This window comes from Pontibacter brevis, assembly GCF_054779655.1.
In genome coordinates this window covers 111,463-138,259 of sequence record NZ_BAAGXV010000029.1, presented here as the reverse complement: position 1 = coordinate 138,259, position 26,797 = coordinate 111,463, and the positions used below count along the sequence as shown (strand labels likewise).

Here is a 26,797-nt window from a genome sequence, read left to right as displayed (position 1 = left end):
AATAACAGTTCTAGCAAAGATGCCTGCTAATGATACTGCAAAAAGCCATGGGAGCATTGCCCGATTAATCTTACATGATATTCGAACGATGTAAATATATACGTATATCTAAATATTAGGATGTAAAAATGTATAATTTTAATTTTATTTTTTAATTACAGGGGCTCATGTAGCAGATTAAAACCATAATCAACTGATAATTAACTGTTAGGAACAGACAAAACTTGATACTTGGCTTTAACCATGCGACAGACCAGCTGGCTCCCAGGATTTATTTGAACTCAGGAGGTACGGTAAAAAGCAGATAAAAAAGGCACTTGATTTTTCAGTATATTTAGGCTGCAAGTTTGAAGCAGTTACAACAAGGACTGCACCGTTCTTGCTGCAACTCCCATTGATTCATACAACGAACCTTGACACACTACATGAAAAAAATCATCTTTACCGGGCTAACAGCCGCCATATTGTTCTCTTCCTGCTCCAGCCAGAGAACAGAAACAGCCGGATCAGAATTAACAGCTGAAGCAACGGCTGTGCAGCAGGACGCACAGGCTTTTCTAGATCAGTATTCCCAAACGTATCAGGACCTTTACACCAAATCCGCAGAGGCAGAGTGGGCCTCTAACACAAAAATAGTAGAAGGAGACACAACTAATGCGGCAGCCACACGTCGAGCAAACGAAGCCTTTGCCGCATTTACAGGCAGTGCTGAAAACCTGAAGAAAGCCCAGGCATTGCTGGATCAGAAAGACCAGCTGACAGACCTGCAGGTAAAACAACTCGAGGCTGTCCTCTACACCGGAGCCAACAACCCGCAAATAATACCGGACGTGGTAAAAGCCCGCATCAAAGCCGAGACAGAGCAGACAGAGAAACTCTACGGCTTCAACTACAGGGTATTTGAGAAAGAGGTCAGCACGAACGACATCGATAACATGCTGCGGAACGAGAACAACGTGAAGCGGCGCCAGGCTGCCTGGGAGGCGAGTAAAGAAGTAGGTCCGGGTCTGAAAGAAGGGCTGCTTAACCTGCGCCAGCTGCGTAACCAAACCGTGCAGAGCCTTGGCTACGACGATTATTTCTCTTACCAGGCCTCCGACTATGGCATGAGGCGCGAAGAGATGATGGACCTGATGAAACAGGTAAATGAAGAACTCCGCCCCCTCTACCGCGAACTACATACATACGCCCGCTACGAACTGGCGAAGAAATATGGCGTAAAGGAAGTGCCTGACTACCTTCCCGCCCACTGGCTGCCGAACCGATGGGGCCAGGACTGGAGTGCTATGGTGAATGTGGAAGGCCTTGACCTGGATGGAGCATTGAAGCCAAAAGGTGCTGAGTGGCTGGTGCAGCAGGGAGAGCGTTTCTACACCAGCTTAGGCTTTCCAAGCCTGCCACAGACCTTCTATACCAAATCCAGCCTGTACCCACTGCCAGAGGGGGCAAACTACAAGAAAAACAACCATGCCTCTGCTTGGCACATGGACCTGGACAAGGACGTGCGCAGCCTGATGAGTGTGGAGCCAAACTCGGAATGGTATGAGACAACACACCACGAGCTGGGCCACATCTACTACTACATGACGTATACCAACCCTGACGTGCCTGTGTTACTTCGTGGTGGTGCTAACCGGGCTTATCATGAGGCTATCGGTAGCTTGATGGGATTAGCGGCCATGCAGAAGCCATTCCTGGCTGAGCTGAACCTGATTGACAAAAATGCACAGACAGACGAAGTGCAGACGCTACTGAAAGAAGCGTTGAGCTATGTGACTTTTATTCCTTTCTCCGCTGGTGTGATGAGTGAGTGGGAGCATGATTTTTATGCACAGAACCTGCCGGCAGACCAGTTGAACAAACGCTGGTGGGAACTAGCGAAGAAGTACCAGGGCATTGTACCGCCAACAGAGCGTGGAGAGCAGTACCTGGACCCTGCCACTAAGACACATATAAACGATGACGCTGCACAATACTATGATTATGCCCTGAGCTACGTTATCCTGTTCCAGCTGCACGACCATATCGCCAAGAACATTCTGAAGCAGGACCCGCACGCCACCAACTACTACGGCAAGAAAGAAGTCGGCAACTTCCTGCGCGACATTATGTACCCGGGGGCCTCAGCAGGCTGGCGCCAGATGCTGAAGGAAAAAACCGGCGAAGAACTCAGCGCCCGTGCTATGGTAGACTACTTCCAGCCGCTGATGGACTACCTCAAAGAGCAGAACAAAGGCAGGAAGTATACCATATAATTATGAATGATGAATGAGTTTGGCAGGATATAAAAGAAGAAGCCTCTCCATTTTTGTGGGGAGGCCTCTTCTCTTTAATACGCTATAGATTTAGTCAGACAACTGCACTGACAACGTAAGCACCGGCTCCTTTTCAGAAGCAGTTTTAGGGGCCTGCTTATAAGTAGAGAAGAAATCTCCCATTTTATCTATTGTCTTACGAAGCACCTCCACTTCCGGCAGGTACACAATCCGGAAATGGTCTGGCTTATGCCAGTTGAAGCCACTCCCCTGCACCACGAATATGTGTTGCGCAGCCAGTAAATCCAGTACAAACTGCTGGTCATTGTGAATATCAAACTTCCTGATATCTATCTTCGGGAACATGTAGAAAGCCCCCATAGGCTTAACACAGGAAACTCCCGGAATAGAAATCAGCTTTTCATAACACACATTCCGCTGCTGGCCTAAGCGCCCGGTTGGCAGCACCAAATCCTGCACAGAGGGAGCCCCTTCCAACGCTACTTTGATGGCATATTGAGCGGGCACATTGCTGCATACCCGCAGACTTGCCAAGGTGTTCAGTCCGTCAATATAGTCTGAGGCCTTTGATTTGTCTCCGCTTATCAGCATCCAGCCGGCACGGAAACCAGCCGCAAGATAGTTCTTGGAAAGACCGCTCATGGTAATGCAAAGCGCCGTATCAGAGAGGGTGGCAGTGGGAACATGCTCTACCCCATCATATAAAATTTTATCATATATCTCATCAGAGAAGATGATGAGACTGTGCTCCTCTGCCAACGCTACAATTTCCTGCAGCACCTCTTTTGAATATACGGCGCCCGTGGGGTTGTTTGGGTTGATCAGAACAATGGCACGTGTTTTTGATGTTATTTTACTTCTGATATCCGCTACGTCCGGAAACCAGTCAGAGGCCTCATCACAAAGGTAATGCACCGCTTTACCGCCCGAAAAATTAACGGCAGCCGTCCAGAGAGGATAATCCGGTGAAGGCACCAGCATTTCGTCCCCGTTATTCACCAGGGCCTGGACTGACTGCATGATCAGCTCACTGAGTCCATTCCCCAGAAAGATATCATCTGCATGAATGTTATGTACACCCGCTTTTTCATAATATGCCTTAACAGCCTCTCTTGCACTTAAAAGCCCTTTATGATCAGAGTAGCCTTGTGCAAGACTCAGATTCTCTACGATATGCTGCAACACTGCCTGCGGCGCGCTGAAACCAAATGGCGCCGGGTTACCTATATTCAGTTTGGTGACAGAATGCCCCTGTAATTCAATCTCTTTCGACTTCTCGTATACCGGCCCCCGTAGTTCGTAAGAAACATTTTGGAGCCTGTCGCTTCGTTGTATCATACTCTTAAAATTTTCTCAATATAACATTGCTGCCGTTAATAATTAAACATCATAACCAAACATTTAATAAACAGCTCATAATTATAAAAATGAAAACGGCGGAAAACAGTGCTATTTATCCGCTTGTTCCTGCACCAAACTAACGCTGTAGGTGCTATCTGGCTGCAGCACAATATCATAAAGCACATCGAAACCTTCGGCCAGGGTTGGTTTCTGAAGTCTTTTATTTGTCCCATAAATTCCCTTTTCCGGAACCAGAAACCGGCCAGTGCGCTGGCTGTTGCGTGCTACAGCATCGCTGGTTGTGGAATGAAAAAAATAGCCAATAACCTCGTAGCGCGCAGCCTTCGCCAACGCAATGTACTTTTGCCTTTCCGCTACAGTAGGATTAGTGTTATCTACCACAAAGCGCATCTGGGAGCGGAGACATGCCTCCAAAAAAAGACGCTCACGATTGCGCGTGCGCAAGAGGTCCATGCTGACACGCACATGGCTGTTAAAGAAGTGCTCTTTGTAAAAAGTTGACTTTCCGCTCGCCTGAATTCCACAGAAGATAATAGCTTGCATACTTTTAGTTGATTACTATGACTATATGATAAACACGAACAGGTATTCACTTGAGGATAAATGTGTAAAGCAACATGCCTGATCAGGTACTGGACTCCAACTAAAGCCTAAAACAAAAAGGGCTTAGCAACATGCTAAGCCCTTCTGTTCTATATGTTCAAGTAAATTACTTTACCTTCTCAACAATTGATCTGAAAGCTTCCGGGTGGTTCATTGCTAAGTCAGCAAGTACCTTGCGGTTCAGGTCGATGTTTGCCTTCTTAAGGGCACCCATCAGGGCAGAATAAGACAAACCGTGCTCACGTGCACCCGCGTTGATACGCTGGATCCAAAGGGCTCTGAAGTCTCTCTTCTTTGCTTTTCTGTCGCGATACGCATAGGTTAAACCTTTTTCAACTGCGTTTTTCGCAACTGTCCAAACGTTCTTGCGACGGCCAAAGTAACCTTTGGCCATTTTCATTATTTTTTTTCTTCTGTGTCGTGCTGCTACGACATTGACCGATCTAGGCATTTTTTTTGAGTTTTAGCGACTGGTGATTATAGAATACTTTTAAAAAGACCAGGTGCCGGGTTCGTACTAATAATTAACCTTAAATAATTAAATGTTGAGCATAAGTTTTACTCTGTCCGTGTCAGCTGCGCTAACAAGGCCAGTCTGAGTAAGGTTACGCTTCTGCTTTGTCGTTTTCTTCGTCAGGATGTGGCTCTTGAAAGCGTGCTTACGCTTGATTTTGCCAGTGCCTGTCAAAGAAAAACGCTTCTTTGCACCAGATTTAGTTTTTACTTTTGGCATGGTTATATAATTGATTAAAAAAATTATTTTTTAGCTGGTGTAGCAGCCTTCGGAGAAAGGATAAGGAACATTCGCTTACCTTCCAGCTTCGGCAGTTGCTCTACCTTTGCCACTTCTTCCAACGCTTGTGCAAACTTAAGAAGCAGGATTTCTCCTCTTTCCTTGAACACGATAGATCTACCCACAAAGTGAACGTATGATTTCACCTTGAAACCGCTCTCCAGAAACCCTTTCGCATGCTTTAGCTTAAACTCGAAATCGTGATCATCTGTATTCGGACCGAAACGGATCTCTTTGATCACAACCTTCTGAGCCTTTGCCTTCATCTCCCGGGTTTTCTTCTTCTGCTCGTACTTGAATTTCGAGTAGTCGATGATGCGGCATACAGGAGGATTGGCTGTCGGCGAAATCTCAACCAGGTCAAGATTTTGCTCATTGGCCATTCGCTGAGCATCTCTTGTCGAGTATACACCTTGCTCTACATTGTCTCCAACCACCCTTACTTCTCTGGCAGTTATTTTTTCATTGACTTTGTATGGCTCCTCCACTTTTCCGCGTGGGATGTAGCGCCTGTTTTGAGTAGCTATAGTATTACCTCCTTTAAATTAGTTTTTACAATCAGACTGCGAATATCGCACTTTTTATATCAAAAAGAAAATTACTTTCCTTATTTGTTCAACACTTCGGCTATTTTGTCCTGAAAAAAGTTGATATACTCCTCCACCGACATAGTGCCCAGGTCGCCCTCCCCGTGCTTACGCACCGAAACGGCACCGTTTTCCTGCTCCTTCTCTCCTACGATCAGCATGTAAGGTACTTTCTGTACCTCTGCATCGCGAATCTTGCGGCCTATTTTCTCATCACGGTTGTCTACAAAACCCCTGATGTCGTGCTGCTGCAGGCGCTCATACACTTCCTGCGCAAAATCCTGGTATTTCTCGGATATTGGCAGAATAGCGAATTGCTCCGGGCTCAGCCACAGCGGGAAATTACCGCCACAGTGCTCTATCAGCACGGCCACAAAACGCTCCAGCGAACCGAAAGGCGCACGGTGAATCATTACCGGGCGATGCTTCTGGTTATCAGCGCCAATGTATTCCAGCTGGAACCTTTCAGGCAACTGATAATCTACTTGGATAGTTCCAAGCTGCCATTTACGGCCAAGGGCATCCTTCACCATAAAGTCGAGCTTCGGTCCATAGAACGCAGCCTCTCCCAGTTCGGTTACAGTACGCAAGCCTTTCTCTGAGGCAGCTTCTATAATAGCTGTCTCAGCTTTTTCCCATGCTTCGTCGCCGCCAATGTATTTTTTCTTGTTCTCCGGGTCACGCAGGGAGATTTGCGCAGTATAATCTTCGAAACCTAATGCCTGGAACACATAAAGCACAAGGTCTATTACTTTAATAAACTCTTCCTTTACCTGGTCAGGGCGGCAGAAGATATGTGCATCGTCCTGCGTAAAGCCGCGCACCCGAGTTAAACCGTGCAACTCACCGCTCTGCTCGTAACGATATACAGTACCAAACTCAGCCAGGCGCACCGGCAACTCCTTATAAGAGCGCGGACGGGTTTTATAAATCTCGCAATGGTGCGGGCAGTTCATCGGCTTCAGGAAGAACTCCTCTCCTTCGTTCGGCGTTTTAATCGGCTGGAACGAATCGGCTCCATATTTCTCATAATGGCCGGAAGTAATATAAAGCTCTTTGCTGCCAATATGAGGGGTTACCACCGGCTGATAGCCGGCACGCATCTGTGCTTTTCGCATAAACTGCTCCAGGCGCTCCCGCAGCAAAGTTCCTTTCGGCAACCAGAGCGGCAGCCCCATTCCGACCTTCTCTGAGAAAGCAAACAGCTCCAGTTCCTTACCTAGCTTGCGGTGGTCGCGCTTTTTGGCTTCCTCTAGTCGCTGCAGGTACTCTGTCAGTTCCTTCTGTTTCGGGAAAGTAACACCGTAAATACGTGTCAGCTGCTTGTTCTTTTCATCGCCGCGCCAGTAGGCACCGGCCACGTTCATGATTTTGGCAGCTTTGATGTGGCTGGTATTCGGGATGTGCGGCCCACGGCAAAGGTCAACAAAATTCCCCTGCTCATAAAAAGAGATGGTACCATCCGCCAGGTCTTTGATCAGATCCAGCTTATACTCGTCCCCTTTATTCGTGAAGTATTCAATGGCTTCCGCCTTGGACACATCACGTCTCTTAAACTCGCTTTTGTTGCGGGCCAGCTCCAGCATCTTCTGCTCTACCTTGGCAAAATCTTCCTGTGAAAAAGAGTGCTCGCCCAGATCCACGTCATAGTAGAAACCGTTTTCCACGGGAGGTCCAATACCGAACTTCACGCCAGGAAATAGCTCCTCCAGTGCCTCTGCCAGTAAGTGTGCTGATGAGTGCCAGAAAGCGTTCTTTCCCAGATCATCATTCCAGGTGAGCAGCTGTACCGTGGCATCCTCAGTTATAGGGCGCGACAGGTCCCAAACAGTGTCATTTACTTTAGCAGCGAGCACATTGCGCGCCAGTCCTTCGCTGATGCTCTGTGCCACTTCAAAGCTTGTTACGCCCTTTTCATACTGGCGTACAGAGCCATCCGGCAGTGTGATGTTGATCATGTCTTATCTATTGTTCTATCTGTACCTGCTGCACGAAAGTGCTGTCAGGTCTTGGTTTCATTAATTTACTTTTAATTCGGCTGATAGCCTGGTAAGCGTACGTGTATGTTGGCTCTGCCTCCACCAGTCGCTGATAAGCCGCCAGAGACAGACCATACTGCCCCGTTCGCTCATATGCGCTGGCCAGCGTAGTCATGAATTTTGGCTTTCCCCTATAACTTTCTGCCGCCTTCAGCAGATGCGCAATAGCTGCCTCGTTATTACCCAAAGCATGCTGCTGTATTCCCAGCCAGTAATGCGCCCCTTGTATCGTATCGTTTATACTGACTGCTTTGTTAAAGGCCTGCAGTGCACTGTCCGGCTTCTGCTCTGCTTTGTAAGCAAGGCCTTTGTAATACCATAAAAGCCCGTCAGCAGGTGCCACTTTTAAAGCACTGGCCAGATAAGGTTTCGCCGCAGGAAAATCTCCTCTCGCTATCAGCAAGCCGCTTAGATCACGCTGTGCTTCCACAAAACCCGGAGCCCGCTGCAGGGCGTTCCTGTAATGCTGTATGGCCCTCGCTGAGTCTCCGGTTTCTTCCAGAACACGCCCTTTGTAGTAAAAGGCAAATTCATCATCCGGAGAGAGCTCCTGGGCTTTATTCAAAAAAATCCGCGCCTGCTCATAATTCTTCTGCTGCAGGTATAAATCTCCCAATAGCACATACAGCGAGGCACTCTGGTACGAATTCCGTTCTGCCTGCAAAGCCAACGGAAGCGCCTCATCGGCTTTGCCCATGTTGCGCAACACCTGTGCTTTGACAAACAAGCTGGAAGGCTCGTTTCGGGTAAGGGCTACTGCTTTGTTTGCGTCATCCAGTGCCTGCTGCAACTCTCCTTTGCGCAACAGCACAACCGCCCGTCGGGCATACAGGCTACCGTCGTTACCTGTTTGCTCAATGGCTGCATTCAGATTCACAAGCTGCGCCTCAGGGTCGTCCTTCACCTGCTGCAGGTTTACCATCTGCTCCCTGTTACCTTCTTCAAGGCTACAGGAGGTAAAAAAGAAGGGCAGCACGAACAGAAGTAAGCCAGTTACACGAACCATCACCTGCCTCAAAGGAAACTTATAAAATAGGTACTTTAACACTTGGGCGCTAAATTAAGATAATTTACCCGAATTGAAATAACCTGAGCACGGCAGCTTAAAAAACAAAAAGCCTGCCACCGTCCGGAAGCAGGCTGCTAAAGCATCAGCTAAGGATATTATATCACTGCTGTTGAAGCATTATTTTACAGCGCCTGCTTAGTTCCAGCTCCTCCTTCGTCTCATAGGTGAGCGAAATGGCTTTCTCCAACGTCGCATTTCTGGCTGTAATATCCTTCATCTCATCATAGATACAGGCAAGGTCGTAGTAATAGCGGATATTATATGGTTCGTAAGCAACAGCTTTTTCCATTGCATTCGCAGCCTCATAATTTGTTGCCTCCCCACAAACACCACCAAACAGAACCTTTGAGGCTACCTTTTCAACCACATTCAGATTCGCCATTTTAAAATACCAGCGCCCCAGGATATGCCAGGCTCCCGCATGCTGCGCATTAGAAGCCAGAGCGGCATCTAAAAAGGTTTTTACCTGATTGATACCGACCAGGCGGCTCTTGGCTCCCGAAACCATTGCCTCAGAACTTAAAGAAAGGGCCATCACAAAATTAGACTCAGCATCAGCCGGGTTGATGTCATATGCTTTCTGCGCGTACTGCCTAGCTTTGTTGAAATGGTGCAGCTTGGCGTTGTCATCGCTGTTGTAGCGGTCGCCTATGCGACAATGCAGCAGACTGGCTTTGCAGAGCGCCTCATAACTATCCGGCGCAGCAGAGAGCACCTGCTCATACAGCTGCAGCGCCTCGCTGTCTTTGTAGCTGCTCAGCAGTTGCTTTGCCTGTTGCAGCAGTTGCTCATTCCCTGAGTAGGAGACGCCTGCCATGGCAGCAGGCGTTCCTGCACAGAGTATGCTTACCATCAGAAATATTTTGAAAAGTCTTCTCATATTTACTTACCCACTCTACAATCTACATATTGCAGAAGACTTTAGCAAGAATAATCCTGCAGAAAAAGGCTCCTTTTGGAATCTAAAACAGATCCAGTTGCTTTTTTCTTCTGAGAGCCTCCTTTTCCAGGCTTTCAAGGCTATCGTCTACCCCTTTTTCTACGGCTTCCGCCTCGTTGTGTTGGGCAGCACTTATACGGGCAGCTTCTTCCGCAAGTTCCTTTAACTCAGCAGGAACCGTCACCGGCCCCTTCTTCGGCGCCGACTTCTTTGCTTTCGCTTTTTCATCATCCGGCTGCTCTACTGCCTCCATCTTCGGCATCGACACATCCAGCACCTTGTAGTAGTTGAGTTTATTACCTAAAGCTTTCCATCCTTTTACATCGATGAACTCGCTGAGCAGCAGCTTCTCCACCTCTTTCTCGCTGCGGCGATCGCGCTTGAAGGAGATGGTTGCCAGGGGCTCCGGATGGGTGGAAACAGCCTCCAGTCGTGAACCTTTGGTTTCAGCTATGAAGGCAAACTTCTTAGCTATCGTAGAAGTCTCTACTTTAAAGCGCTTCACATAGTAGGTTTTGTTTTCTCCCTCATAGTAGATAGAAGAAATAACCAACTCCGGATCGAATTTCTGCAGCACCTTGATCTTCTCCACTGTATAATGGTTGGCCAGGTCAAAGGAAGTCAGCTCATAGCTTCCGTCCTCATACACCACCAGAATAGTATCTTCCGTGTTGAAGGAACCCAGGTAGCGGCCGCGGCCTTCTGTGTTCAGTCGGCCTATTACTTCGTCGTAATAGATCTCCCGGCCACCTAAGGTAGACTCACCAAGACTTTTCTGCACCACTTTTTTCACCGGGTACTTCGTCACGATATTACCATTCGAGCCTTTCCCTTTTATCATCAGCTCCGCAAAGTCATAATCAAAAACTTTAGCACGAGCTGTTGCCTGTGGTGACAATGAAATAGTTACAACTTCAGACTCTGAGTTCGGGTTAGCTGTAAGGTAATGCACCTTTGAACCTTTGTTTCCCTTGGTCAGATCATACTCTTTATCACGGGTAATAGATTTTACTGAGAAACGCTTGGCATAGGACACTCCACTTTTACCATCGAGGTAAATCATGTTGTACACCATGTGCTCATCGTTCTTGTTGTAGACGCCGGCCAAAATAATATCTTTCCCAACGAAGGTTTTCTCTGCCACCTTCGTCACCATAAACTTACCGTCTTTGCGGAACACGATGATGTCGTCCATATCAGAGCAGTCGCACACAAACTCGTCTTTGCGCAGGCCTGTACCAATAAAGCCGTCTTTGGCATTCATGTAAAGCTTCTGATTAGCAATGGCAACATTCTGTGCGTTAATTACATCGAACGTCTTCAGCTGTGTCTTGCGCTCACGACCCTGCCCGTACTTTTTCAGCAGTGCCTCGAAGTAAGCAATAGCATAACGGATAAGGTTTGCCAGGTTATCCTCTACCTCAGCCATCTCCTCTTCCAGCTTCCGGATGTACTCGTCTGCCTTGAAGGAGTCGTATTTGGAGATGCGTTTGATCTTGATTTCAGTCAGCCTCACAATATCCTCTTCTGTCACCTCGCGGCGCAGCAGCGGCTTGAACGGGTCCAGCCCTTTGTCTATTGCTTCCAATACCGCCTCCCACGTCTCACACTCTTCGATGTCGCGGTAAATGCGGTTTTCAATGAAAATCTTCTCCAGGGAAGAGTGGTGCCACTTGTCTTCCAGTTCTGCCCTGCGAATCTCCAGCTCACGCTTCAGCAGGTCTACTGTTTTGAACGTAGAAATACGCAGCAGCTCATCCACACTCAGGAAGTGCGGCTTGTCGTCGATGATCACGCAGGTATTCGGAGAAATCGAAACCTCGCAATCCGTGAAGGCATAAAGGGCATCAATAGTCAGGTCAGGTGATACGCCGGCAGGCAGGTGTACCTGTATCTCTACATTGGCTGCCGTGTTATCGATAACCTTCTTGATTTTAATCTTGTTGTTCTCACTCGCCTTCACAATCGACTCCATCAGGCCGGTCGTGGTGATGCCGTAAGGCACATCCCGGATGATGAGCATGGTCTTATCGACCTTCTCGATAGTGGCGCGCACGCGGATACGACCGCCACGCATCCCGGAGTTATAGTTCGTTACGTCTACCAGGCCACCGTTAGGGAAGTCTGGCATGAGCTGCGTACTACGGCCCTTCAGCACATCAATGGAGCCTTTGATCAGTTCACGGAAGTTGTGCGGCATTATCTTCGTAGACAAACCTACGGCAATACCCTCCACGCCCTGCGCCAGCAACAGCGGGAATTTCACCGGCAATGTAACCGGCTCATTTTTACGGCCGTCATACGACAGCTGCCACAGGGTAGTCTGCGGGTTAAACACCACATCCAGTGCAAACTTAGAGAGGCGGGCCTCAATGTATCGTGGAGCAGCTGCGCTGTCGCCGGTGCGTACGTCCCCCCAGTTACCCTGCGTCTCGATCAGCAGATCCTTCTGACCCAGGTTCACCATGGCGTCGCCTATGGAGGCGTCACCGTGCGGGTGGTACTGCATGGTCTGCCCTATCACGTTGGCCACCTTGTTAAAGCGGCCATCGTCCATTTCCTTCATGGCGTGCAGAATGCGTCGCTGCACAGGCTTCAGACCGTCTTCAATGGCTGGCACCGCACGCTCCAGGATTACGTAAGAAGCATAGTCGAGGAACCAGTTTTCATAAAGGCCGGCTACGGGCGTAACGTTATGGATCAGTTCTCCCTCACCGTCGTTGAAGGTTACTTCCAGATCGTCTTCGTGCTGTAATTCTTCGTTGTTCAACTCGTCGTTATGCATATACTTCCTCTACTATGTCTTTTTCAATCTTCAGATTGTCGATAATGAAATTCTGGCGCTCCGGCGTGTTCTTGCCCATAAAGTAGCTCAGGATTTTCTGTATCGTCGTGTCCTTGTGCAGGATAACCGGCTTCAGCTTAATGTTGTCTCCAATAAACTTTCCAAACTCGTCCGGCGAAATCTCACCCAAACCCTTGAAGCGGGTAATCTCAGGGCGCTTGCCCAGTTTATTGATCGCCTCCTGCTTTTCCGTCTCATTGTAGCAATAGATGGTTTCTTTTTTATTGCGCACCCGGAACAGCGGCGTCTCTAAAATGTACACGTGGCCGTTCTTCACCAGGTCCGGGAAAAACTGCAGGAAGAAAGTAAGCAGCAGCAAACGGATGTGCATCCCGTCCACGTCGGCATCTGTCGCTATCACCACACGGTTGTAGCGCAGGCCTTCCAGACCTTCTTCTATGTTAAGCGCGTGCTGCAGCAGGTTAAACTCTTCATTTTCATACACCACCTTCTTCTTCAAGCCATAGCAGTTAAGCGGTTTACCCCTTAAGGAGAACACCGCCTCTGTATCCACGTTGCGGGATTTTGTGATAGAACCACTTGCTGAGTCACCCTCTGTAATAAAAAGCGTAGAAAGCAGCGAGTTCTCATGCTTGTCTTCGTTGAAGTGCAGGCGGCAATCGCGGAGCTTGCGGTTGTGCAGGTTCGCTTTCTTGGCGCGTTGGTTGGCGAGTTTCTTCACCCCTGCCATGTCCTTGCGCTCACGCTCACTCTGCTCTATGCGCTTCTTCAGCGCCTCGGCTGTCGCTGCGTTTTTGTGCAGGTAATTATCAAGGTGCTCTTTTACAAAGTCATTGATATAGGCACGCACGGCCGGACCATCAGGCCCCATTTCAATAGAACCAAGTTTTGTCTTCGTCTGCGACTCGAACACCGGCTCCTGCACCCGGATACTGATAGCACCTACAATAGAGCCTCTGATATCCGCTGCGTCGTAATCTTTCTTATAGAAATCGCGCACGGTTTTCACCACTGCCTCACGGAAAGCCGCCAGGTGTGTACCGCCCATGGTTGTGTACTGGCCGTTCACGAAGGAGTAGTACTCTTCGCCATAATCGTTGCCGTGCGTAAGGGCTAGCTCTATATCCTCCCCTTTCAGGTGAATGATAGGGTAGCGCATACTTTCCTCATCTGCCTTGTTACGCAGCAAGTCCAGCAGGCCGTTCTCAGAGTAGTATTTCTTGCCATTGAAGTTAATGGTCAGGCCGGCATTCAGGTACACGTAGTTCCAGATCTGGTTCTCCAGGTAATCTGGGTTGAACTGGAAGTTTTTGAAAATCGTCTCGTCCGGCACAAAAGAAGTAAGCGTACCGTTGCGCTGGCTGGTCTCCTGCAGGTCATAGTCCTGCACCAGCACCCCCTGCTCAAACTCGGCCACCTTCATCTGTCCGTCGCGCACTGACTGCACGCGGAAATGGCTGGAAAGTGCGTTTACCGCTTTCGTTCCCACACCATTAAGACCCACTGATTTCTGGAAGGCCTTGCTATCGTATTTACCACCTGTGTTTATTTTGCTCACGCAGTCGATTACCTTGCCCAGCGGAATGCCGCGGCCGTAATCCCGCACCTGCACTTTATGGTCAGAGATCTTCACCTCAATGGTCTTGCCATGCCCCATCACGTGTTCGTCGATGGAGTTGTCAATTACCTCTTTTACCAGGATGTAAATACCGTCATCAGCCGAAGACCCGTCACCCAGTTTTCCAATGTACATACCGGGGCGCAGCCTGATGTGCTCCCGCGGCTCCAGCGACCGGATACTGTCTTCGTTGTAGTTATTTTGCGCTAACTCTGCCATTCTTTAAGCGTAAGTGTAGTTGTTATGGTAAATTCAACCGGAAATATAGAAAAATATAAGTGACAAGACACTATATAAAGTTCCGCGTCCCGATCTATACAACCTATCTGTTCCTGCAATGCTAAAAATATTAGTCAAATATACAAAACTAGAGGCTAATAGTCAATTCATAACTCTTAATTAAGGCTAGAAGTTCATGTAAACAAAGAAAAACCGGGGCCTTTTAAACTAACCTTTTTAGCATGCAAATATCTGATTTTTTAAATCCTATTGCCTTACATTTGCCTCTCTTTAAGTGCAATAACTGTACCTCAGGAGCTTAAGTAAGAGAAGACATCAAGATTAAATGGAAATAAAATTACCCAAGTACTTTAAGTTTACTGTTATTTTACTGGCGTTGGCGCTGCTCATTTTAGGCCTTCAAACCTTCAAGCCTATTCTGATGCCCCTGGCGTTCGCGCTGCTTTTCTCGCTGCTGCTGCTGCCTATTAACCGCGACATGGAGCGGTGGGGCATCCCGCGTCCGCTGGCCATTCTGTTAAGCATCATCCTCGTGATGGTGGTGCTGGGCCTTGTCATCTGGTTTCTGTCTATGCAGTTGGTGAGCCTTACTTCCGAGCTGGATACAGTAGGGCAAAACCTGGAAGCACTCCTGGCTAATGTACAGGAGTTTCTCTACACGCACTTCGAGATTCCACCTTCCAACAGAAACCAAATCATCCGTAATGCTATTGGCAGCATTCAGGATATTTCCACTACTTTCCTGGGCAGCACGATTTCCGTTACAACCGGGGTGCTAACGCTGCTCACTATCATCCCTATTTTCGTTTTCTGCCTGCTTTACTACCGCGACCACCTGGAGCAGTTTATATTTAAGTTCACCACGAAAGATCACCAAAGCGATTTCACGAGGGCTATGTCCAACATACAGCACGTTGTTCAAAGCTATATCTCAGGGCTGATGATAGTAATAGTAGTAGTGGCGCTGCTCAACTCAGCTGGATTATTGATTTTAGGCGTTAAGTATGCCATATTTTTTGGGGTCTTTGCCTCTATCCTGACCATTATCCCTTATATCGGCATCATGATTGGTGCTTCACTGCCCGCCCTGTTTATTTTGGCCACCACCGGTAACTTCTTCAATGCTGTAGTGGTGGTGCTCATCTTTATGTTCGTACAGTTCCTGGAGGGTAACTTTATCACACCCTTTGTGGTCGGCTCCAAAGTGAGTATCAATCCGTTTGCTGCCATTGTTGCCTTATTGGTTGGCGGAGAAATCTGGGGAGCTGCCGGTATGATTATTTCTATACCTGTCATTGCCATGCTAAAAGTGATTTTTGATGCCTATGCCCCGCTGCGTCCCTTCGGCTATTTGCTGGCTGACGTGGACGACTTGAAACCGAAAAAACAGGGGCGCATTAAGAGCTGGTTTGATGAAATTGTGAATGGCATTGGCCGCGGAAAAAAAGAAGACGATGTCAAATGAAAAGAAGTTGCTAATATAATTTGCTTTATTAGCAGAAGAGAAAGCTGACATGAAACGTAATACTAAAAACATTGGTTGTAGTGTTAGCACATGGCACCCGCCACGGCACCTTTTCTGTAAGCACTAAACATTAGCATTTTGTACGCTATTATAGACATTGAGACCACAGGCGGACAGCCGGCTCAGGACAAAATAACGGAGATTGCCATTTTCATCCACGACGGAGAGAAAATTGTAGACAAATACCACACGCTGATAAACCCCCAGCGCCCTATCCCCTTCTTTATATCGAACCTGACCGGCATCACCGACGAGATGGTGCAGGACGCTCCGAAGTTCTATGAGGTAGCCAAAGACATCGTAGAGTTTACGGAAGGGAAAGTTTTTGTGGCGCATAACGTACGCTTCGACTATTCCTTTATTAAGAAGGAATTTGCAGATTTAGGATTTACCTTTCAGCGCAAAACGCTCTGCACCGTGCGCCTGAGCCGGGCCCTTATTCCTGGCCTTCCCTCCTATAGTTTAGGCAAGCTCTGCAAAAGCATCGACATTGAACTGAAACAGCGCCACCGCGCCATTGGCGATGCCGAAGCAACGGCTGTTCTGTTCGACAAACTCATTAAACTGAACCGCCCTGTGGTGGACGGCAACATGCACATGGCCGCCGACAATACCACGCAGGTGTTGAAGGAGGAAATTAAAACGTCTTTACTACCGCCGAATATCCGGAAAGAGCAGGTGGATGCGCTGCCGATGGTGCCAGGGGTATACTACTTCCATAACGAAGCCGGCGAGGTTATCTATGTTGGCAAGAGCATCAATATAAAAAAGCGCATTATCCAGCACTTTAATATCGACTACAAAAGCAGGAAATCGCTTGACTTCAAGAACAGCATTGCGGACATCACCTACGAGACGATGGGCAATGAACTGGTGGCGCTTCTCTTCGAATCTGCCGAGATAAAGCGGATGAAGCCGCAGTATAACCGCCAGCAGCGCCGCTCTGTCTTTAACACCGGTATTTATGTGTATGAAGACGGCAACGGCTATAAGTGCCTGACATTTGGCAGCGTGAACAAGGCAGACAATGTAAGCATGACGCCTATCATCGCACTGTCGAACCAGTTTAAGGCGAAAGGCTTCCTGTACCATAAAGTAGGCAAGTACAACCTTTGCCAGAAGCTCTGCGACTTATATAAGACAACAGGAGCCTGCTTCGACTACCAGGTGCACCAGTGCAATGGCGCCTGCGTGGGCAAAGAGAGCCCGGAAGAATATAACAAGCGAGTGGATGCCGCCATTGAGTCTTTTACATTTGAGCACAACAGCTTTGTAATAGTAGGTAAAGGACGCGAGCCTGGCGAGAAATCTGTGGTAGTGGTGGAGCATGGCACCTACCTGGGCTTTGGCTTTGTGGATGATACTTTTTCTGCACATCACCTGGAAGACTTCAAAGGGGCCATCAAGCGCTACAACGACAACAAAGACGTGCAGCAGATTATCCGGGGGCACATGCGCAGCAAGCACAAGGACAAGGTAATTGTTTTTGATTAGCTGGTTTTTCTTATATCATCAACCAGGTCAGCCAAATCAGTTTTCTCCCGTAGAAGAACCTTGATACAGAAATAAACACCTTAAGCCCCATGATCCGCCTCCACAACGTAACGAAAAAATTCGGTGACTTGATGGCAGTGGATGATGTGACGCTGGAGGTGAAGAAAGGGGAAACACTGGTACTGCTGGGCACCAGCGGCTGCGGTAAAACAACCACCCTCAAACTCATTAACCGGCTGGAAGAGCTGACTGCAGGCAACATTGAGGTAGCAGGCACAGACATACGGCAACAGAAACCAGAGGAACTACGACGCAAGATTGGCTACGTCATACAAGGTGCCGGGTTGTTTCCGCACTACACCGTTCAGGAAAACATCGCTGTGGTGCCACGCCTCCTGCACTGGAACAAATCAAAAACCAGGCAACGCACCCTCGAGGTGCTGGAACTGCTCAGGATACCCTATCAGAAGTACCTCTCTAAATACCCGCACGAACTCAGCGGCGGGCAACAGCAACGGGTAGGGTTGGCACGGGCCCTGGTCGCTGACCCGCCCGTGATTCTGATGGACGAACCTTTTGGAGCCCTGGACCCGATTACCCGCAACAGTATCCGGCGTGAATTTAAGGATATTGAAGCACTGCGGCATAAAACCACTGTAATGGTGACACACGACATTGAGGAGGCCTTTGCGCTGGGAGACCGCATCTGCCTGATGGACGACGGTAAGATGCAACAGGTTGGAACGACGCAGGAACTAATTTTCCGTCCTGCCAATGGCTTTGTGACACGATTCCTAGGGCAGCACCTTTTCCAGCTGCAGTTACAGGTGCTGAACCTTCACCAGCTTCGGCCCTTTTTGCCAGACGCTTCCCCCGATGCCACATCCGATACCATTGCGCTGCCTGAAACGGCCAGTGTACTGGAGGCAACACAGGCGCTAACTGCCACAGGGGCACCGCAGCAGCGCCTTGCTTTAGCAGCAAATGCTTCAGCCCCGGCACAGACGGCTACCGTGGCTGAACTAATGGCCGCTGTAGAACAACTTACACCTACCTTGCGCGCATGACTTTACTTCAGAACTTATGGGAATTTGTTCAGATACAGGGTGATAAGCTACTGGAACAGACACTGGAACACATCGGCCTCACCTTTATTTCCCTTGCACTGGCCATTCTGGTTGGCTTGCCCGTAGGTCTGCTCATCACAAGATATAAAAGATGCGTTGGACCTGTTTTCGGAACAACAGGCATTTTGCAGACAATCCCAAGCATAGCCTTGCTGGGTTTCCTCATTCCACTATTGGGAATCGGTCCGAAGCCAGCCATCTTTGTTTTTTCCTTTATTCGCTGCTTCCAATTATCCGCAATACCTTCACCGGCATCACACAAGTTGATGCCACTGTAAAAGAAGCTGCACGGGGCATGGGGATGACAGACTGGCAACTGCTGACGCGGGTGGAGCTGCCACTGGCGTTGCCGGTGCTGTTTGCCGGCATCCGTACGGCAGCGGTGCTGAATGTAGGCGTCGCGACTTTGGCGGCATACATAGCGGCAGGCGGACTGGGGGAGTTCATTTTTGGCGGCATCGCCTTGAACAACACCCCGATGATACTGGCCGGGGCCATCCCTGCGGCCCTGCTGGCTGTGCTTCTCGATTTTCTGCTGGCGCGCCTGCAGCACCTGCGGCTTCACCTGCTTCGCCCGGCTGCGCTGCTACTTTTGCTAACTATGCCCCTTTTATCGTCGTTTTACCTCTTGCCTAACCGCGGCGGCTTTGTGGCAGGCCTCAGCCCGGAGTTTGCCGGCAGAGCCGACGGGTATCCTGGGCTGAAAAAGACATATGCCCTTGATTTGAATACTGTTATCATGGCGCCCGCGCTTGTGTACAAAGCGGTGTATGAAGGCGATGTGGATGTAATTGACGGCTACTCTACAGACGGCAAAATAAAAACATATGACCTGCGGGTACTGAAAGATGACCAGCACTCTTTCCCTCCCTATCAGGCCTCCTTTCTGGTACGGGAGCAGGTGCTGAGGAGCCATCCGGAACTGCGGGAGGTACTGGAACTGCTGAGCGGCACCATCAGCGACTCCCTGATGACTGCCCTTAACTACCAGGTAGATTTTGGTAAAGCAGCACCAGCACTGGTAGCTCAGCAGTTTCTGCAGCAGCAGGGCCTTTGGCAGCCTCCACGGAAAGGTACCGGCGAAACCATCCGGCTAGGTTCTAAAATATTTACCGAGCAATATATTCTGACTGAAATACTTGCACAACTCATCCGGGGCTACACCAATCTGCAGGTAGCGGCACAAACTGGTTTGGGTGGCACTAAAATCTGTTTTGATGCACTGGAAGCCGGTGAGATAGACATTTACCCCGAGTACACGGGCACAGGCTTGCAGGTAATACTGAATACACCTCCGGCAGTAGCAGAAACATTGTCTCAAGACAAGGACAAAGTACTGCGGTACGTGGTCCAGCAGTTTCAGGAGCAGTATCATATAGTCTGGCTGCCGCCGCTGGGCTTTAACAATACCTACGCCTTAATGATGCGGGAAGAGCAGGCCGCGAAACTGAACATCCGCAGCATCTCCGATTTAAAAGAGCACCTTGGGCGCTAAGGCTTCCTGGTGCTGTATACTTACTTTGTAGAGTGCATCTTAGGGAATTTCATGCTGTGGAATATAATCTCAGCTCTATTAGGGTGAACTTGTAAACTTCATGAACCGGCTCTGCCTGAGCCGCTGTATCAACAGCTTGTCCAGCGAATGATAAACGGCTTTTTCAATTTTGCCTTCCTGTGCTCCCTCTCTGAACTCTAAAGGGAGCACTTTCCCTCCAGGAAGTGCAGGAGTGCCTCGCACCGGTACAATAGAAAACAGAAGCCATGTTGTTTGTACCTGCATTCCCTTCTTGTGCAACGCTGCAGACAATATATATGAGGGAGTAATTTTCTATTTTATAAACTATATAGTAAGTTTACTTTCGGATGATTTCATACCAGCCTCGTAAGAAAGGGTACTAGAAATTAAAAATGTCTAAAACTTAATTATTATAAACTGTGAGCGAAACAAAAACAAGATTCAGAGCAGGCGTATTGCATGGTGACGAAGTAACAGAGCTTTTCAAGTATGCCAACGAAAATAACTTTGCCCTTCCGGCTGTTAACGTCATTGGTACGAACTCTATTAACGCTGTACTTGAAACAGCAAGAGATGTAAACTCACCTGTAATTATTCAGTTCTCACATAGCGGCGCGCAATTCAATGCAGGCAAAGGCCTGGCAAACGAACTGCAGAAGTCTGCTATTGCAGGAGCCGTTGCCGGTGCGCGCCACGTGCATATTATGGCAGAGGCCTACGGCGTTCCGGTTGTATTACACACCGACCACGCAGCAAAAAAACTATTGCCCTGGATAGATGGCCTGCTGGATGCCGGTGAGAAATTCTTCGCAGATCACGGCAAGCCGTTGTTCAGCTCGCACATGCTGGATCTATCAGAAGAAGATTTACAGGAAAACATTGAGACCTGCGCCGAATATTTAAGACGCATGGACAAAATGGGCATGACCGTAGAAATCGAGCTAGGTGTAACTGGCGGAGAGGAAGACGGTGTAGACAACTCGGATGTAGACAGCGCCCGCCTGTACACACAACCTGAAGAAGTGGCTTATGCCTACGAGGTACTAAACCAGATTAGCCACCGCTTCACGATTGCGGCTGCTTTCGGCAACGTGCATGGCGTTTATAAGCCAGGCAACGTAGAGCTTCGCCCTGAAATTCTTAAAAACTCTCAGCAGTTTATCCAGGAGAAGCACAACACAGGCCCTAACCCGGTACACTTCGTGTTCCATGGTGGATCTGGCTCGGAGAAGGCTAAAATCACTGAGGCAATCGAGTATGGTGCGATAAAAATGAACATCGACACGGACATGCAGTGGGCTTTCTGGGAAGGTATCAGAGACTACTATGAGTCTAAGAAAGAATATCTGCAGACCCAGCTGGGTAACCCAGAGGGTGAGGATGCGCCTAACAAGAAATTCTACGACCCACGTGTGTGGCTGCGTGAAGGTGAGAAAACTTTCATCAAGCGCCTGAAAGAAGCGTTCGAAGATTTGAATGCCATCAACCGTAACGCATAAATATTTCGTACACCATAAAACAGAAAAGGTGGAGCCAAGAAGCTCCACCTTTTCTGTTTTATGCGCTATAGCTGATGCGCTACTGCTTATATATTCGTCAGTTCCTTGTGTTCCAGCAGCCACTTGTAAATCTTCTCTGTGTCTTCTTTCGTGCAAAGTTCCGAGCCCGGGGTCATGGTGGCGGCTGTGCCTGCTGCTACACCAAACCGAACCACTTCATCCAGTGTTTTGTCGCCTTTTAACAGGCTCATCACCATTCCCCCTACCATGCTGTCGCCGGCGCCCACTGCACTTTTCTGCTTTACCGGAGGTGTGATGACATAACTGATACCGCTTTCTTTGGATGCCACCATGGCGCCACGCGGCCCCAAGGAAACGACCAGCACCTCACACTTGCCCTCATCCAGTATCTGCTGTGCAATCTGCTCCTGCTCCAGGGCCGAAACCTCTTCTTTGCCAACTAAGGCAGCAAACTCATTTTGGTTTGGCTTCAACAGGTATACTCCTTCTCCGGCAGCCTTAAGCAGTGCATCACCTGACGTATCAGCAATCAGCTTAAATCCTCTCCGATGGGCCATCTGTGCCAGCTGTAAATAGAAGTCATCCGGAACTCCCGGTGGCAGACTTCCGCTGGCTACCACGTACTTCGGCAACTCTGCATCCGGAATCGCCTCTAACTTATCAAAACACTGCCTCCACTCCGCTTCTGTTACCTGAGGGCCTGGCATACCAAAGCGAAACTGGTTGCCGGAGTTTTCCTCCATTACCATCAGGTTTTCACGGGTCCAGTTCTGAATGGGCATCGCCTTGAAGCTGATGTTTTCCTCCTTCAGCAGGTTACAAAGCTTTTCACCTGAAGGTCCGCCGGCTAAGAACCAGGCACAGGAACTTCCTCCAAGCTTTTTTATGGCCCTGGAAACGTTGATGCCACCACCTCCCGGCTCATAGAAGGGTACACTGCAACGTATTTTCTTCTCTGGCTGCACCCTATCGGTATAAGTGCTTTTATCTAAAGCAGGGTTTAGTGTAATGGTTAGTATTTCGTGCATAATCAAAGTCTTAAAAAGTGAAGCAGCGGCAATGGAGACTGAACCCCTTCGCCACACTGCAATTTAGTATCGCTTATCTGCTGATATCAAACTCCCGCCGGTCGCCGGTCTTAAAAGTGAAGACGGTACCATTTACCCCAATCTGCACTTCCCTTGCCCACCCTTTGTCCACGACAATCTGCAGTTTGTCGTGCGTGAACTGGAGCGAAATCCAGTGGCTGCGGTAGCGGAGTTTGAAATCAAGGCAACCTACTTCCTCAGGCAAAACGGGATTTAGCCACAGCACGTTGTCCTGAATTTCAATCCCGGTGAATCCACGTTGCATCAAATCTACTGTACCTGCCATCGCACCAAGGTGTATCCCCTCAGGTGTAGTGCCTCCCTGTACGTCTTCTACATCGCTCACCAGGGCTACCTCAAAGTTGTTCCAGGCCCTTTTCCGGTCTGAGCGCGACAGTACCCAAGAGTGTACAATTTTGCTGAGGGTAGAGCCATGGGAGGTGCGTTCCTCATAGTAGGCTATGTTTTCAGGTATATGTTCGGGCTTGAAAGCATAGCCCAGCAAATCAAACAAATGTACCAGCTCATCAGAGGAGAACAGGTAAAAGAGCATCAGTACATCTGCCTGCTTGCTGGCTTTGTACCTGTTTACATTATCGTTTTCACTTTCCAATATACGGTCCAGCCGCATCGATTCGCCATACCTAGATTTGTACTCCTCCCAGGCAAACTCCTGTAGCTGATCGTAGCCCTCAAACTGCGCTATGATGTTGCTCTGCCCAATAAAGGGTACGTACATTTTCTGACTGATGTCGCGCCAACGGGCTATGTCTGCCTCCGTGACACTTAACTTCTGCAAAAGCTCCCCGATGTGAGCATCATCCAGTATCTGAAACAGCTGCAATGCCCGTTGAATCACCCACACCGCCATGACATTGGTGTAGGCATTGTTGCTAAGGCCAGGTTCGTCAGAGCCCGGGTAGTCGGCGTGGTACTCATCAGGGCCCACGACATGATGGATTTCATAGCGTCCGGACTTACTGTTGAACTCCGCGATAGCAGACCAGAAGAGGGCAATGTCCAGTATCATCTCGGCTCCCACAAAGGTGAGAAACTCCATGTCCTCGGTAGCCTGGTAGTACTGCCAAACATTGTAGGCGATGGCCCCGTTAATGTGGCGCTGCAGGTGCGTGTTATCTACCAGCCAGTTACCAGACTGAGGATTCAGGTGTACCTGCTGCGTCTCCTCCCGTCCATTGCTGCCGCTCTGCCAGGGAAACATTGCCCCCCGGTAACCTGCCCGGGCGGCAGCAAATCGTGCTTCGGGAAGCCTGCGGAAGCGGTAAAAAAGCAACTCACGGGTTAATTCCGGCAGGTGCAGGTTAAGAAATGGAAAGATAAAAAGCTCGTCCCAGAAGATATGCCCACGGTATGCCTCCCCGTGCAATCCGCGTGCCGGCACCCCTACATCCATGCCCATCGTGTTGGGGGAGACCGTTTGCAGCAAATGGAAAATATGCAGCCGAAGAATGGATTGCGCTCTGGTATTGCTGGCTATCTGTATGTCTGTGCGCTTCCAGAGGCGTTGCCATGCCAGCCTGTGCTTCTCCAGCAGTTGGGCAAAACTGCCTTGCCTTTCACTGTTCCGGCAGGCATCCTGCAAGGGTTCTGAAATGGCTTTATCCCGGGAGGTGTGCAGTTGCACCACCTTTTCTACCCGCAGCGGCCGTTGCTGCTCGCATTTCAGTTTAATGTGGTGTGCGACATACCCCTCTTCCGCCTGCAGTGTGCGCTCAAAGCCATTCCCATTGGGCTCCATAAACACGCGGGTGCGCGCTGCCTGCGCCATCAGAATTTTTGACTGCACCGTTTGTACTTCCAGAAAGATGGTTTCCTCGTTATGCTGCCCCTGCTGCAGTGCTGTAAGGTGCTGGCTTTCATAATCCCGGTACCGGGCTACGCCGCTGTTGGTGACCTGCCCGTTCAGGGCGGACTTTATCTCTATCTCGCCAGTCCAGTTCTGTGGTGTGAGTTCCCACTCTACAGCTGCCACATGTGGGTTAGCCATACTGACAAACCGCCTGCTGCGAAGGGTGCTTTCGCGGCCACTGGCATCGCGGAAGCGCATGTTGCGCTCCAGCAAACCCTGCTTTACATCCAGTTCCTGCCTGAAACTGACTATCTCTACCCGCTCTACGTCAAACCAGGCTTCAGCTTTATGCCGGAAGGTCAATGGCAGCCAGTTTGGCCAGTTTACCAAGTCCTCGTTCTCTACCTTCCTACCGGCAACCTCAGATGTAAGCCTGTTATAGCCGCCGGCTAAATAAGTGCCGGGGTAATGGCGCTTTCCATCTGCCTCCGCCTCTTCAAAAGCACCGCGGGTGGCAACATAGCCATTGCCCAGGGTGCACAGGGCCTCCCGAAGCGGCTGCTCCTCCGGTACCAAGGCGTCATATATGATATTCCAATCATACATTTTGCTGGCTCTTCACTGTTTGTGTCAAAGCTTCTAAAAAGGCAAGCACATCAGTTACATCTTCCAGCCTGTATTCTGCCGCAGTTTTTTCATCGTGTTCGCCCACCATAATGCCTATGCCCTCACCTTGCAGCGTAGCAAAAGCATCTTCGTCTGTGATATCATCCCCAATGTAGAGCGGTACAATGTCCGGCTTGTTCAGGTCGAGTTCCTCCATCAGCCACCTTACGGCTTTGCCCTTGTGCCAGTCCAGGTTGGGCTTCAGTTCCATTATCTTTTTGCCGGGCCCTTTCTTCAGCTCCGGGTGCTGGTCGATGACTTCCTCTGTAATCTGGAGCACCTTGCTTACCTGGTCATCAGGCACGTTGCGGTAATGCACGGCTATGGCATAGCGCTTTCGCTCCACCAACACACCTTCTATGTCCTTTAGCCTTTCGTCAAGTGTTTTCTGGGCTTTGTCCAGTGCTGGCACGGCTTCGCTGGCGCCACCCGGTTCAGTATGCATGTTATTTGGCCCGGAAATGTCAAAGCCATGGGAGCCGGCATAGTACAGATTATCCAATTGTACCAGCTTTTCTACGTTAGCGCGGTCACGGCCACTTACCACTGCCACACTGCAAACATTGGCCAGCCGTTGCAGCGTATCCCGCATCTCCTGCGTCATTACGGCTTTATCAGGGTCTTTAACAATGGGGCTCAGGCAGCCGTCATAATCCAGGAAAACAGCAGGCTTTTTCCCCTGAATCAGCTGGGGGATGTCGTGCAAAGCGGAAGGTAAATCTGTTGCCTCCTGTTTCTGAACAGGTTTGTTGGATTGGTCTTTCATAATATTTGTTCTGTTGGAAATTTATCCAGCACCAGGTCGGCGCCGTGTTTTAAAAGTTCTGAAGCTTCGTCTGTTCTGTTAATGCCAACCACCAGGGCAAAGCCACCTGCCTTGCCTGCCTCCACACCAGCCAGGGCATCCTCAAAAACCGCCGCCTGGTCTGGCAGCACGCCCAATTGCCTGGCGGCTTCTGTAAATACATCCGGAGCAGGCTTGCCCTTCAGGCCCAGTTCTATGGATACTACACCATCCACCCGCACCTCGAATAACTCCTCCAGCCCGGCCGCAGCAAGAATAGCCTGGCAGTTTTTACTGGCTGAAATAACTGCTGTACGGAAGCCCTGCACTATCATCTGTTTTATAAAAGATACTGTATCAGCATATACTTCAACGCCTTCCTGGCGAATCAATTCCTGAAAATAATCATTTTTCAGGTTGCCTAAACCAGCCACTGTTTCTTTTCCGGCAGCATCTGCCGCTGTACCTTCTGGCAGCACGATGTTCCGGGAGGCCAGAAAATTCCGCACACCATCGTAGCGCGGCATCCCATCGATATAGTCCCTGTAATCTGTTGCGATATCCAGCGGCTTGTATACCAGCTGCTCCTGCCCTCCTCGCTGCAGCAGGTAATCATCAAACATCTTCTTCCAGGCATTAGCATGCACCTTCGCTGTCTGCGTAATCACCCCGTCTAAATCAAAGATAAGCGCCTTTATATTCTTTTGCGCAAATAGCTGTGAGAGGTTGGATGAAGGCATGGCTTGGTTCTTAACGCGCATTTTGATGTTCACTTTAAGTGATACTACCCAATTCACCTGCCTTAAGTTGTTTTAAGCTGCCTCTTTCAAGACGACAGCTTGCTGCAGGAGCAGTCTAAAGAATGCTGCTGCTATAATGCCTGTAAACAAACAAAGCCTCTTTATGCAGAGGCTTTGTTTGATATAATGCTTTC

The 26,797-nt window shown here is 49.3% G+C and carries 21 protein-coding genes; 7 read left to right on the top strand and 14 right to left on the bottom strand.

Features of this window, described 5'->3' with window-relative positions:
• Positions 1–425 precede the first annotated feature (425 nt).
• Positions 426–2,255 (top strand): M2 family metallopeptidase, encoded by a 1,830-nt coding sequence (locus ACYVB1_RS09570; RefSeq protein ID WP_460923229.1) that lies wholly within the window; start codon positions 426–428, stop codon positions 2,253–2,255.
• 90 nt (positions 2,256–2,345) lie between these two features.
• On the opposite strand, the gene ACYVB1_RS09565 is transcribed toward ACYVB1_RS09570, so the two are convergent.
• From ACYVB1_RS09565 to ACYVB1_RS09520, 10 genes are all read right to left on the bottom strand, one after another.
• Positions 2,346–3,614, bottom strand: a complete 1,269-nt coding sequence (locus tag ACYVB1_RS09565; RefSeq protein WP_460923227.1) for a pyridoxal phosphate-dependent aminotransferase — start codon at positions 3,612–3,614, stop codon at positions 2,346–2,348.
• Between the two features lie 111 nt (positions 3,615–3,725).
• A complete protein-coding gene (locus ACYVB1_RS09560) occupies positions 3,726–4,181 on the bottom strand; it encodes an AAA family ATPase (protein ID WP_460923225.1) in 456 nt (151 codons plus the stop codon).
• 166 nt (positions 4,182–4,347) lie between these two features.
• Positions 4,348–4,692: a 50S ribosomal protein L20 gene (gene rplT, locus ACYVB1_RS09555; RefSeq protein ID WP_460923223.1), complete on the bottom strand. Its 345-nt coding sequence runs from the start codon at positions 4,690–4,692 to the stop codon at positions 4,348–4,350.
• Between the two features lie 87 nt (positions 4,693–4,779).
• Positions 4,780–4,974 (bottom strand): 50S ribosomal protein L35, encoded by a 195-nt coding sequence (gene rpmI / locus ACYVB1_RS09550; RefSeq protein WP_460923221.1) that lies wholly within the window; start codon positions 4,972–4,974, stop codon positions 4,780–4,782.
• 23 nt (positions 4,975–4,997) lie between these two features.
• Complete coding sequence (gene infC / locus ACYVB1_RS09545) at positions 4,998–5,522, bottom strand: translation initiation factor IF-3 (RefSeq protein ID WP_460923219.1); 525 nt, start codon at positions 5,520–5,522, stop codon at positions 4,998–5,000.
• Positions 5,523–5,641: 119 nt separating this feature from the next.
• The gene (thrS, locus tag ACYVB1_RS09540; protein ID WP_460923217.1) at positions 5,642–7,579 is read right to left on the bottom strand and encodes a threonine--tRNA ligase; all 1,938 of its coding nucleotides are present in this window, start codon (positions 7,577–7,579) and stop codon (positions 5,642–5,644) included.
• A gap of 7 nt (positions 7,580–7,586) precedes the next feature.
• Positions 7,587–8,708 (bottom strand): tetratricopeptide repeat protein, encoded by a 1,122-nt coding sequence (locus tag ACYVB1_RS09535; RefSeq protein WP_460923215.1) that lies wholly within the window; start codon positions 8,706–8,708, stop codon positions 7,587–7,589.
• 121 nt (positions 8,709–8,829) lie between these two features.
• On the bottom strand, positions 8,830–9,609 hold the full coding sequence (locus ACYVB1_RS09530; protein WP_460923212.1) for a tetratricopeptide repeat protein: 780 nt from the start codon (positions 9,607–9,609) through the stop codon (positions 8,830–8,832).
• A gap of 82 nt (positions 9,610–9,691) precedes the next feature.
• Positions 9,692–12,454, bottom strand: coding sequence for a DNA gyrase/topoisomerase IV subunit A (locus ACYVB1_RS09525; protein WP_460923210.1), 2,763 nt, complete (start codon positions 12,452–12,454; stop codon positions 9,692–9,694).
• Positions 12,447–14,312 (bottom strand): DNA topoisomerase IV subunit B, encoded by a 1,866-nt coding sequence (locus ACYVB1_RS09520; RefSeq protein WP_460923208.1) that lies wholly within the window; start codon positions 14,310–14,312, stop codon positions 12,447–12,449. The genes ACYVB1_RS09525 and ACYVB1_RS09520 overlap by 8 nt, the downstream gene beginning before the upstream one ends.
• A gap of 346 nt (positions 14,313–14,658) precedes the next feature.
• Between ACYVB1_RS09520 and ACYVB1_RS09515 the strand changes: the two genes are divergently transcribed.
• The 6 genes from ACYVB1_RS09515 (at position 14,659) to fbaA (ending at position 21,494) form a co-directional block, all read left to right on the top strand.
• Positions 14,659–15,798, top strand: a complete 1,140-nt coding sequence (locus ACYVB1_RS09515) for an AI-2E family transporter (protein WP_460923206.1) — start codon at positions 14,659–14,661, stop codon at positions 15,796–15,798.
• Between the two features lie 138 nt (positions 15,799–15,936).
• Positions 15,937–17,352 carry an exonuclease domain-containing protein gene (locus ACYVB1_RS09510; RefSeq protein ID WP_460923204.1) on the top strand — a complete coding sequence of 472 codons (1,416 nt, stop codon included), beginning with the start codon at positions 15,937–15,939 and terminating at the stop codon, positions 17,350–17,352.
• Between the two features lie 89 nt (positions 17,353–17,441).
• The gene (locus ACYVB1_RS09505; RefSeq protein WP_460923202.1) at positions 17,442–18,419 is read left to right on the top strand and encodes an ABC transporter ATP-binding protein; all 978 of its coding nucleotides are present in this window, start codon (positions 17,442–17,444) and stop codon (positions 18,417–18,419) included.
• Positions 18,416–18,757, top strand: a complete 342-nt coding sequence (locus ACYVB1_RS09500) for a hypothetical protein (RefSeq protein WP_460923243.1) — start codon at positions 18,416–18,418, stop codon at positions 18,755–18,757. The genes ACYVB1_RS09505 and ACYVB1_RS09500 overlap by 4 nt, the downstream gene beginning before the upstream one ends.
• The gene (locus tag ACYVB1_RS09495; RefSeq protein ID WP_460923241.1) at positions 18,652–19,974 is read left to right on the top strand and encodes an ABC transporter permease/substrate-binding protein; all 1,323 of its coding nucleotides are present in this window, start codon (positions 18,652–18,654) and stop codon (positions 19,972–19,974) included. Before ACYVB1_RS09500 ends, ACYVB1_RS09495 begins: the two co-directional genes overlap by 106 nt.
• 440 nt (positions 19,975–20,414) lie before the next feature.
• A complete protein-coding gene (gene fbaA, locus ACYVB1_RS09490) occupies positions 20,415–21,494 on the top strand; it encodes a class II fructose-bisphosphate aldolase (protein ID WP_460923200.1) in 1,080 nt (359 codons plus the stop codon).
• Positions 21,495–21,580: 86 nt separating this feature from the next.
• On the opposite strand, the gene ACYVB1_RS09485 is transcribed toward fbaA, so the two are convergent.
• The 4 genes from ACYVB1_RS09485 to ACYVB1_RS09470 form a co-directional block, all read right to left on the bottom strand.
• Positions 21,581–22,543, bottom strand: coding sequence for a 1-phosphofructokinase family hexose kinase (locus ACYVB1_RS09485; protein WP_460923198.1), 963 nt, complete (start codon positions 22,541–22,543; stop codon positions 21,581–21,583).
• A gap of 73 nt (positions 22,544–22,616) precedes the next feature.
• Positions 22,617–25,019: a glycoside hydrolase family 65 protein gene (locus ACYVB1_RS09480; RefSeq protein ID WP_460923196.1), complete on the bottom strand. Its 2,403-nt coding sequence runs from the start codon at positions 25,017–25,019 to the stop codon at positions 22,617–22,619.
• The gene (gene otsB / locus ACYVB1_RS09475; protein ID WP_460923194.1) at positions 25,012–25,845 is read right to left on the bottom strand and encodes a trehalose-phosphatase; all 834 of its coding nucleotides are present in this window, start codon (positions 25,843–25,845) and stop codon (positions 25,012–25,014) included. The genes ACYVB1_RS09480 and otsB overlap by 8 nt, the downstream gene beginning before the upstream one ends.
• The gene (locus tag ACYVB1_RS09470; RefSeq protein ID WP_460923192.1) at positions 25,842–26,660 is read right to left on the bottom strand and encodes an HAD family hydrolase; all 819 of its coding nucleotides are present in this window, start codon (positions 26,658–26,660) and stop codon (positions 25,842–25,844) included. Before ACYVB1_RS09470 ends, otsB begins: the two co-directional genes overlap by 4 nt.
• Between the last annotated feature and the right edge of the window lie 137 nt (positions 26,661–26,797).

Bases quoted from the DNA above. Each gene is read 5' to 3' on its own strand.
- rplT (WP_460923223.1), bottom strand. From the start codon at position 4,692: ATGCCTAGATCGGTCAATGTCGTAGCAGCACGACACAGAAGAAAAAAA.
- otsB (WP_460923194.1), bottom strand. From the start codon at position 25,845: ATGAAAGACCAATCCAACAAACCTGTTCAGAAACAGGAGGCAACAGAT.
- ACYVB1_RS09525 (WP_460923210.1), bottom strand. From the start codon at position 12,454: ATGCATAACGACGAGTTGAACAACGAAGAATTACAGCACGAAGACGAT.
- ACYVB1_RS09485 (WP_460923198.1), bottom strand. From the start codon at position 22,543: ATGCACGAAATACTAACCATTACACTAAACCCTGCTTTAGATAAAAGC.
- ACYVB1_RS09560 (WP_460923225.1), bottom strand. From the start codon at position 4,181: ATGCAAGCTATTATCTTCTGTGGAATTCAGGCGAGCGGAAAGTCAACT.
- ACYVB1_RS09570 (WP_460923229.1), top strand. From the start codon at position 426: ATGAAAAAAATCATCTTTACCGGGCTAACAGCCGCCATATTGTTCTCT.
- ACYVB1_RS09515 (WP_460923206.1), top strand. From the start codon at position 14,659: ATGGAAATAAAATTACCCAAGTACTTTAAGTTTACTGTTATTTTACTG.
- rpmI (WP_460923221.1), bottom strand. From the start codon at position 4,974: ATGCCAAAAGTAAAAACTAAATCTGGTGCAAAGAAGCGTTTTTCTTTG.
- ACYVB1_RS09500 (WP_460923243.1), top strand. From the start codon at position 18,416: ATGACTTTACTTCAGAACTTATGGGAATTTGTTCAGATACAGGGTGAT.
- thrS (WP_460923217.1), bottom strand. From the start codon at position 7,579: ATGATCAACATCACACTGCCGGATGGCTCTGTACGCCAGTATGAAAAG.
- ACYVB1_RS09530 (WP_460923212.1), bottom strand. From the start codon at position 9,609: ATGAGAAGACTTTTCAAAATATTTCTGATGGTAAGCATACTCTGTGCA.
- ACYVB1_RS09565 (WP_460923227.1), bottom strand. From the start codon at position 3,614: ATGATACAACGAAGCGACAGGCTCCAAAATGTTTCTTACGAACTACGG.
- ACYVB1_RS09505 (WP_460923202.1), top strand. From the start codon at position 17,442: ATGATCCGCCTCCACAACGTAACGAAAAAATTCGGTGACTTGATGGCA.
- ACYVB1_RS09480 (WP_460923196.1), bottom strand. From the start codon at position 25,019: ATGTATGATTGGAATATCATATATGACGCCTTGGTACCGGAGGAGCAG.
- ACYVB1_RS09520 (WP_460923208.1), bottom strand. From the start codon at position 14,312: ATGGCAGAGTTAGCGCAAAATAACTACAACGAAGACAGTATCCGGTCG.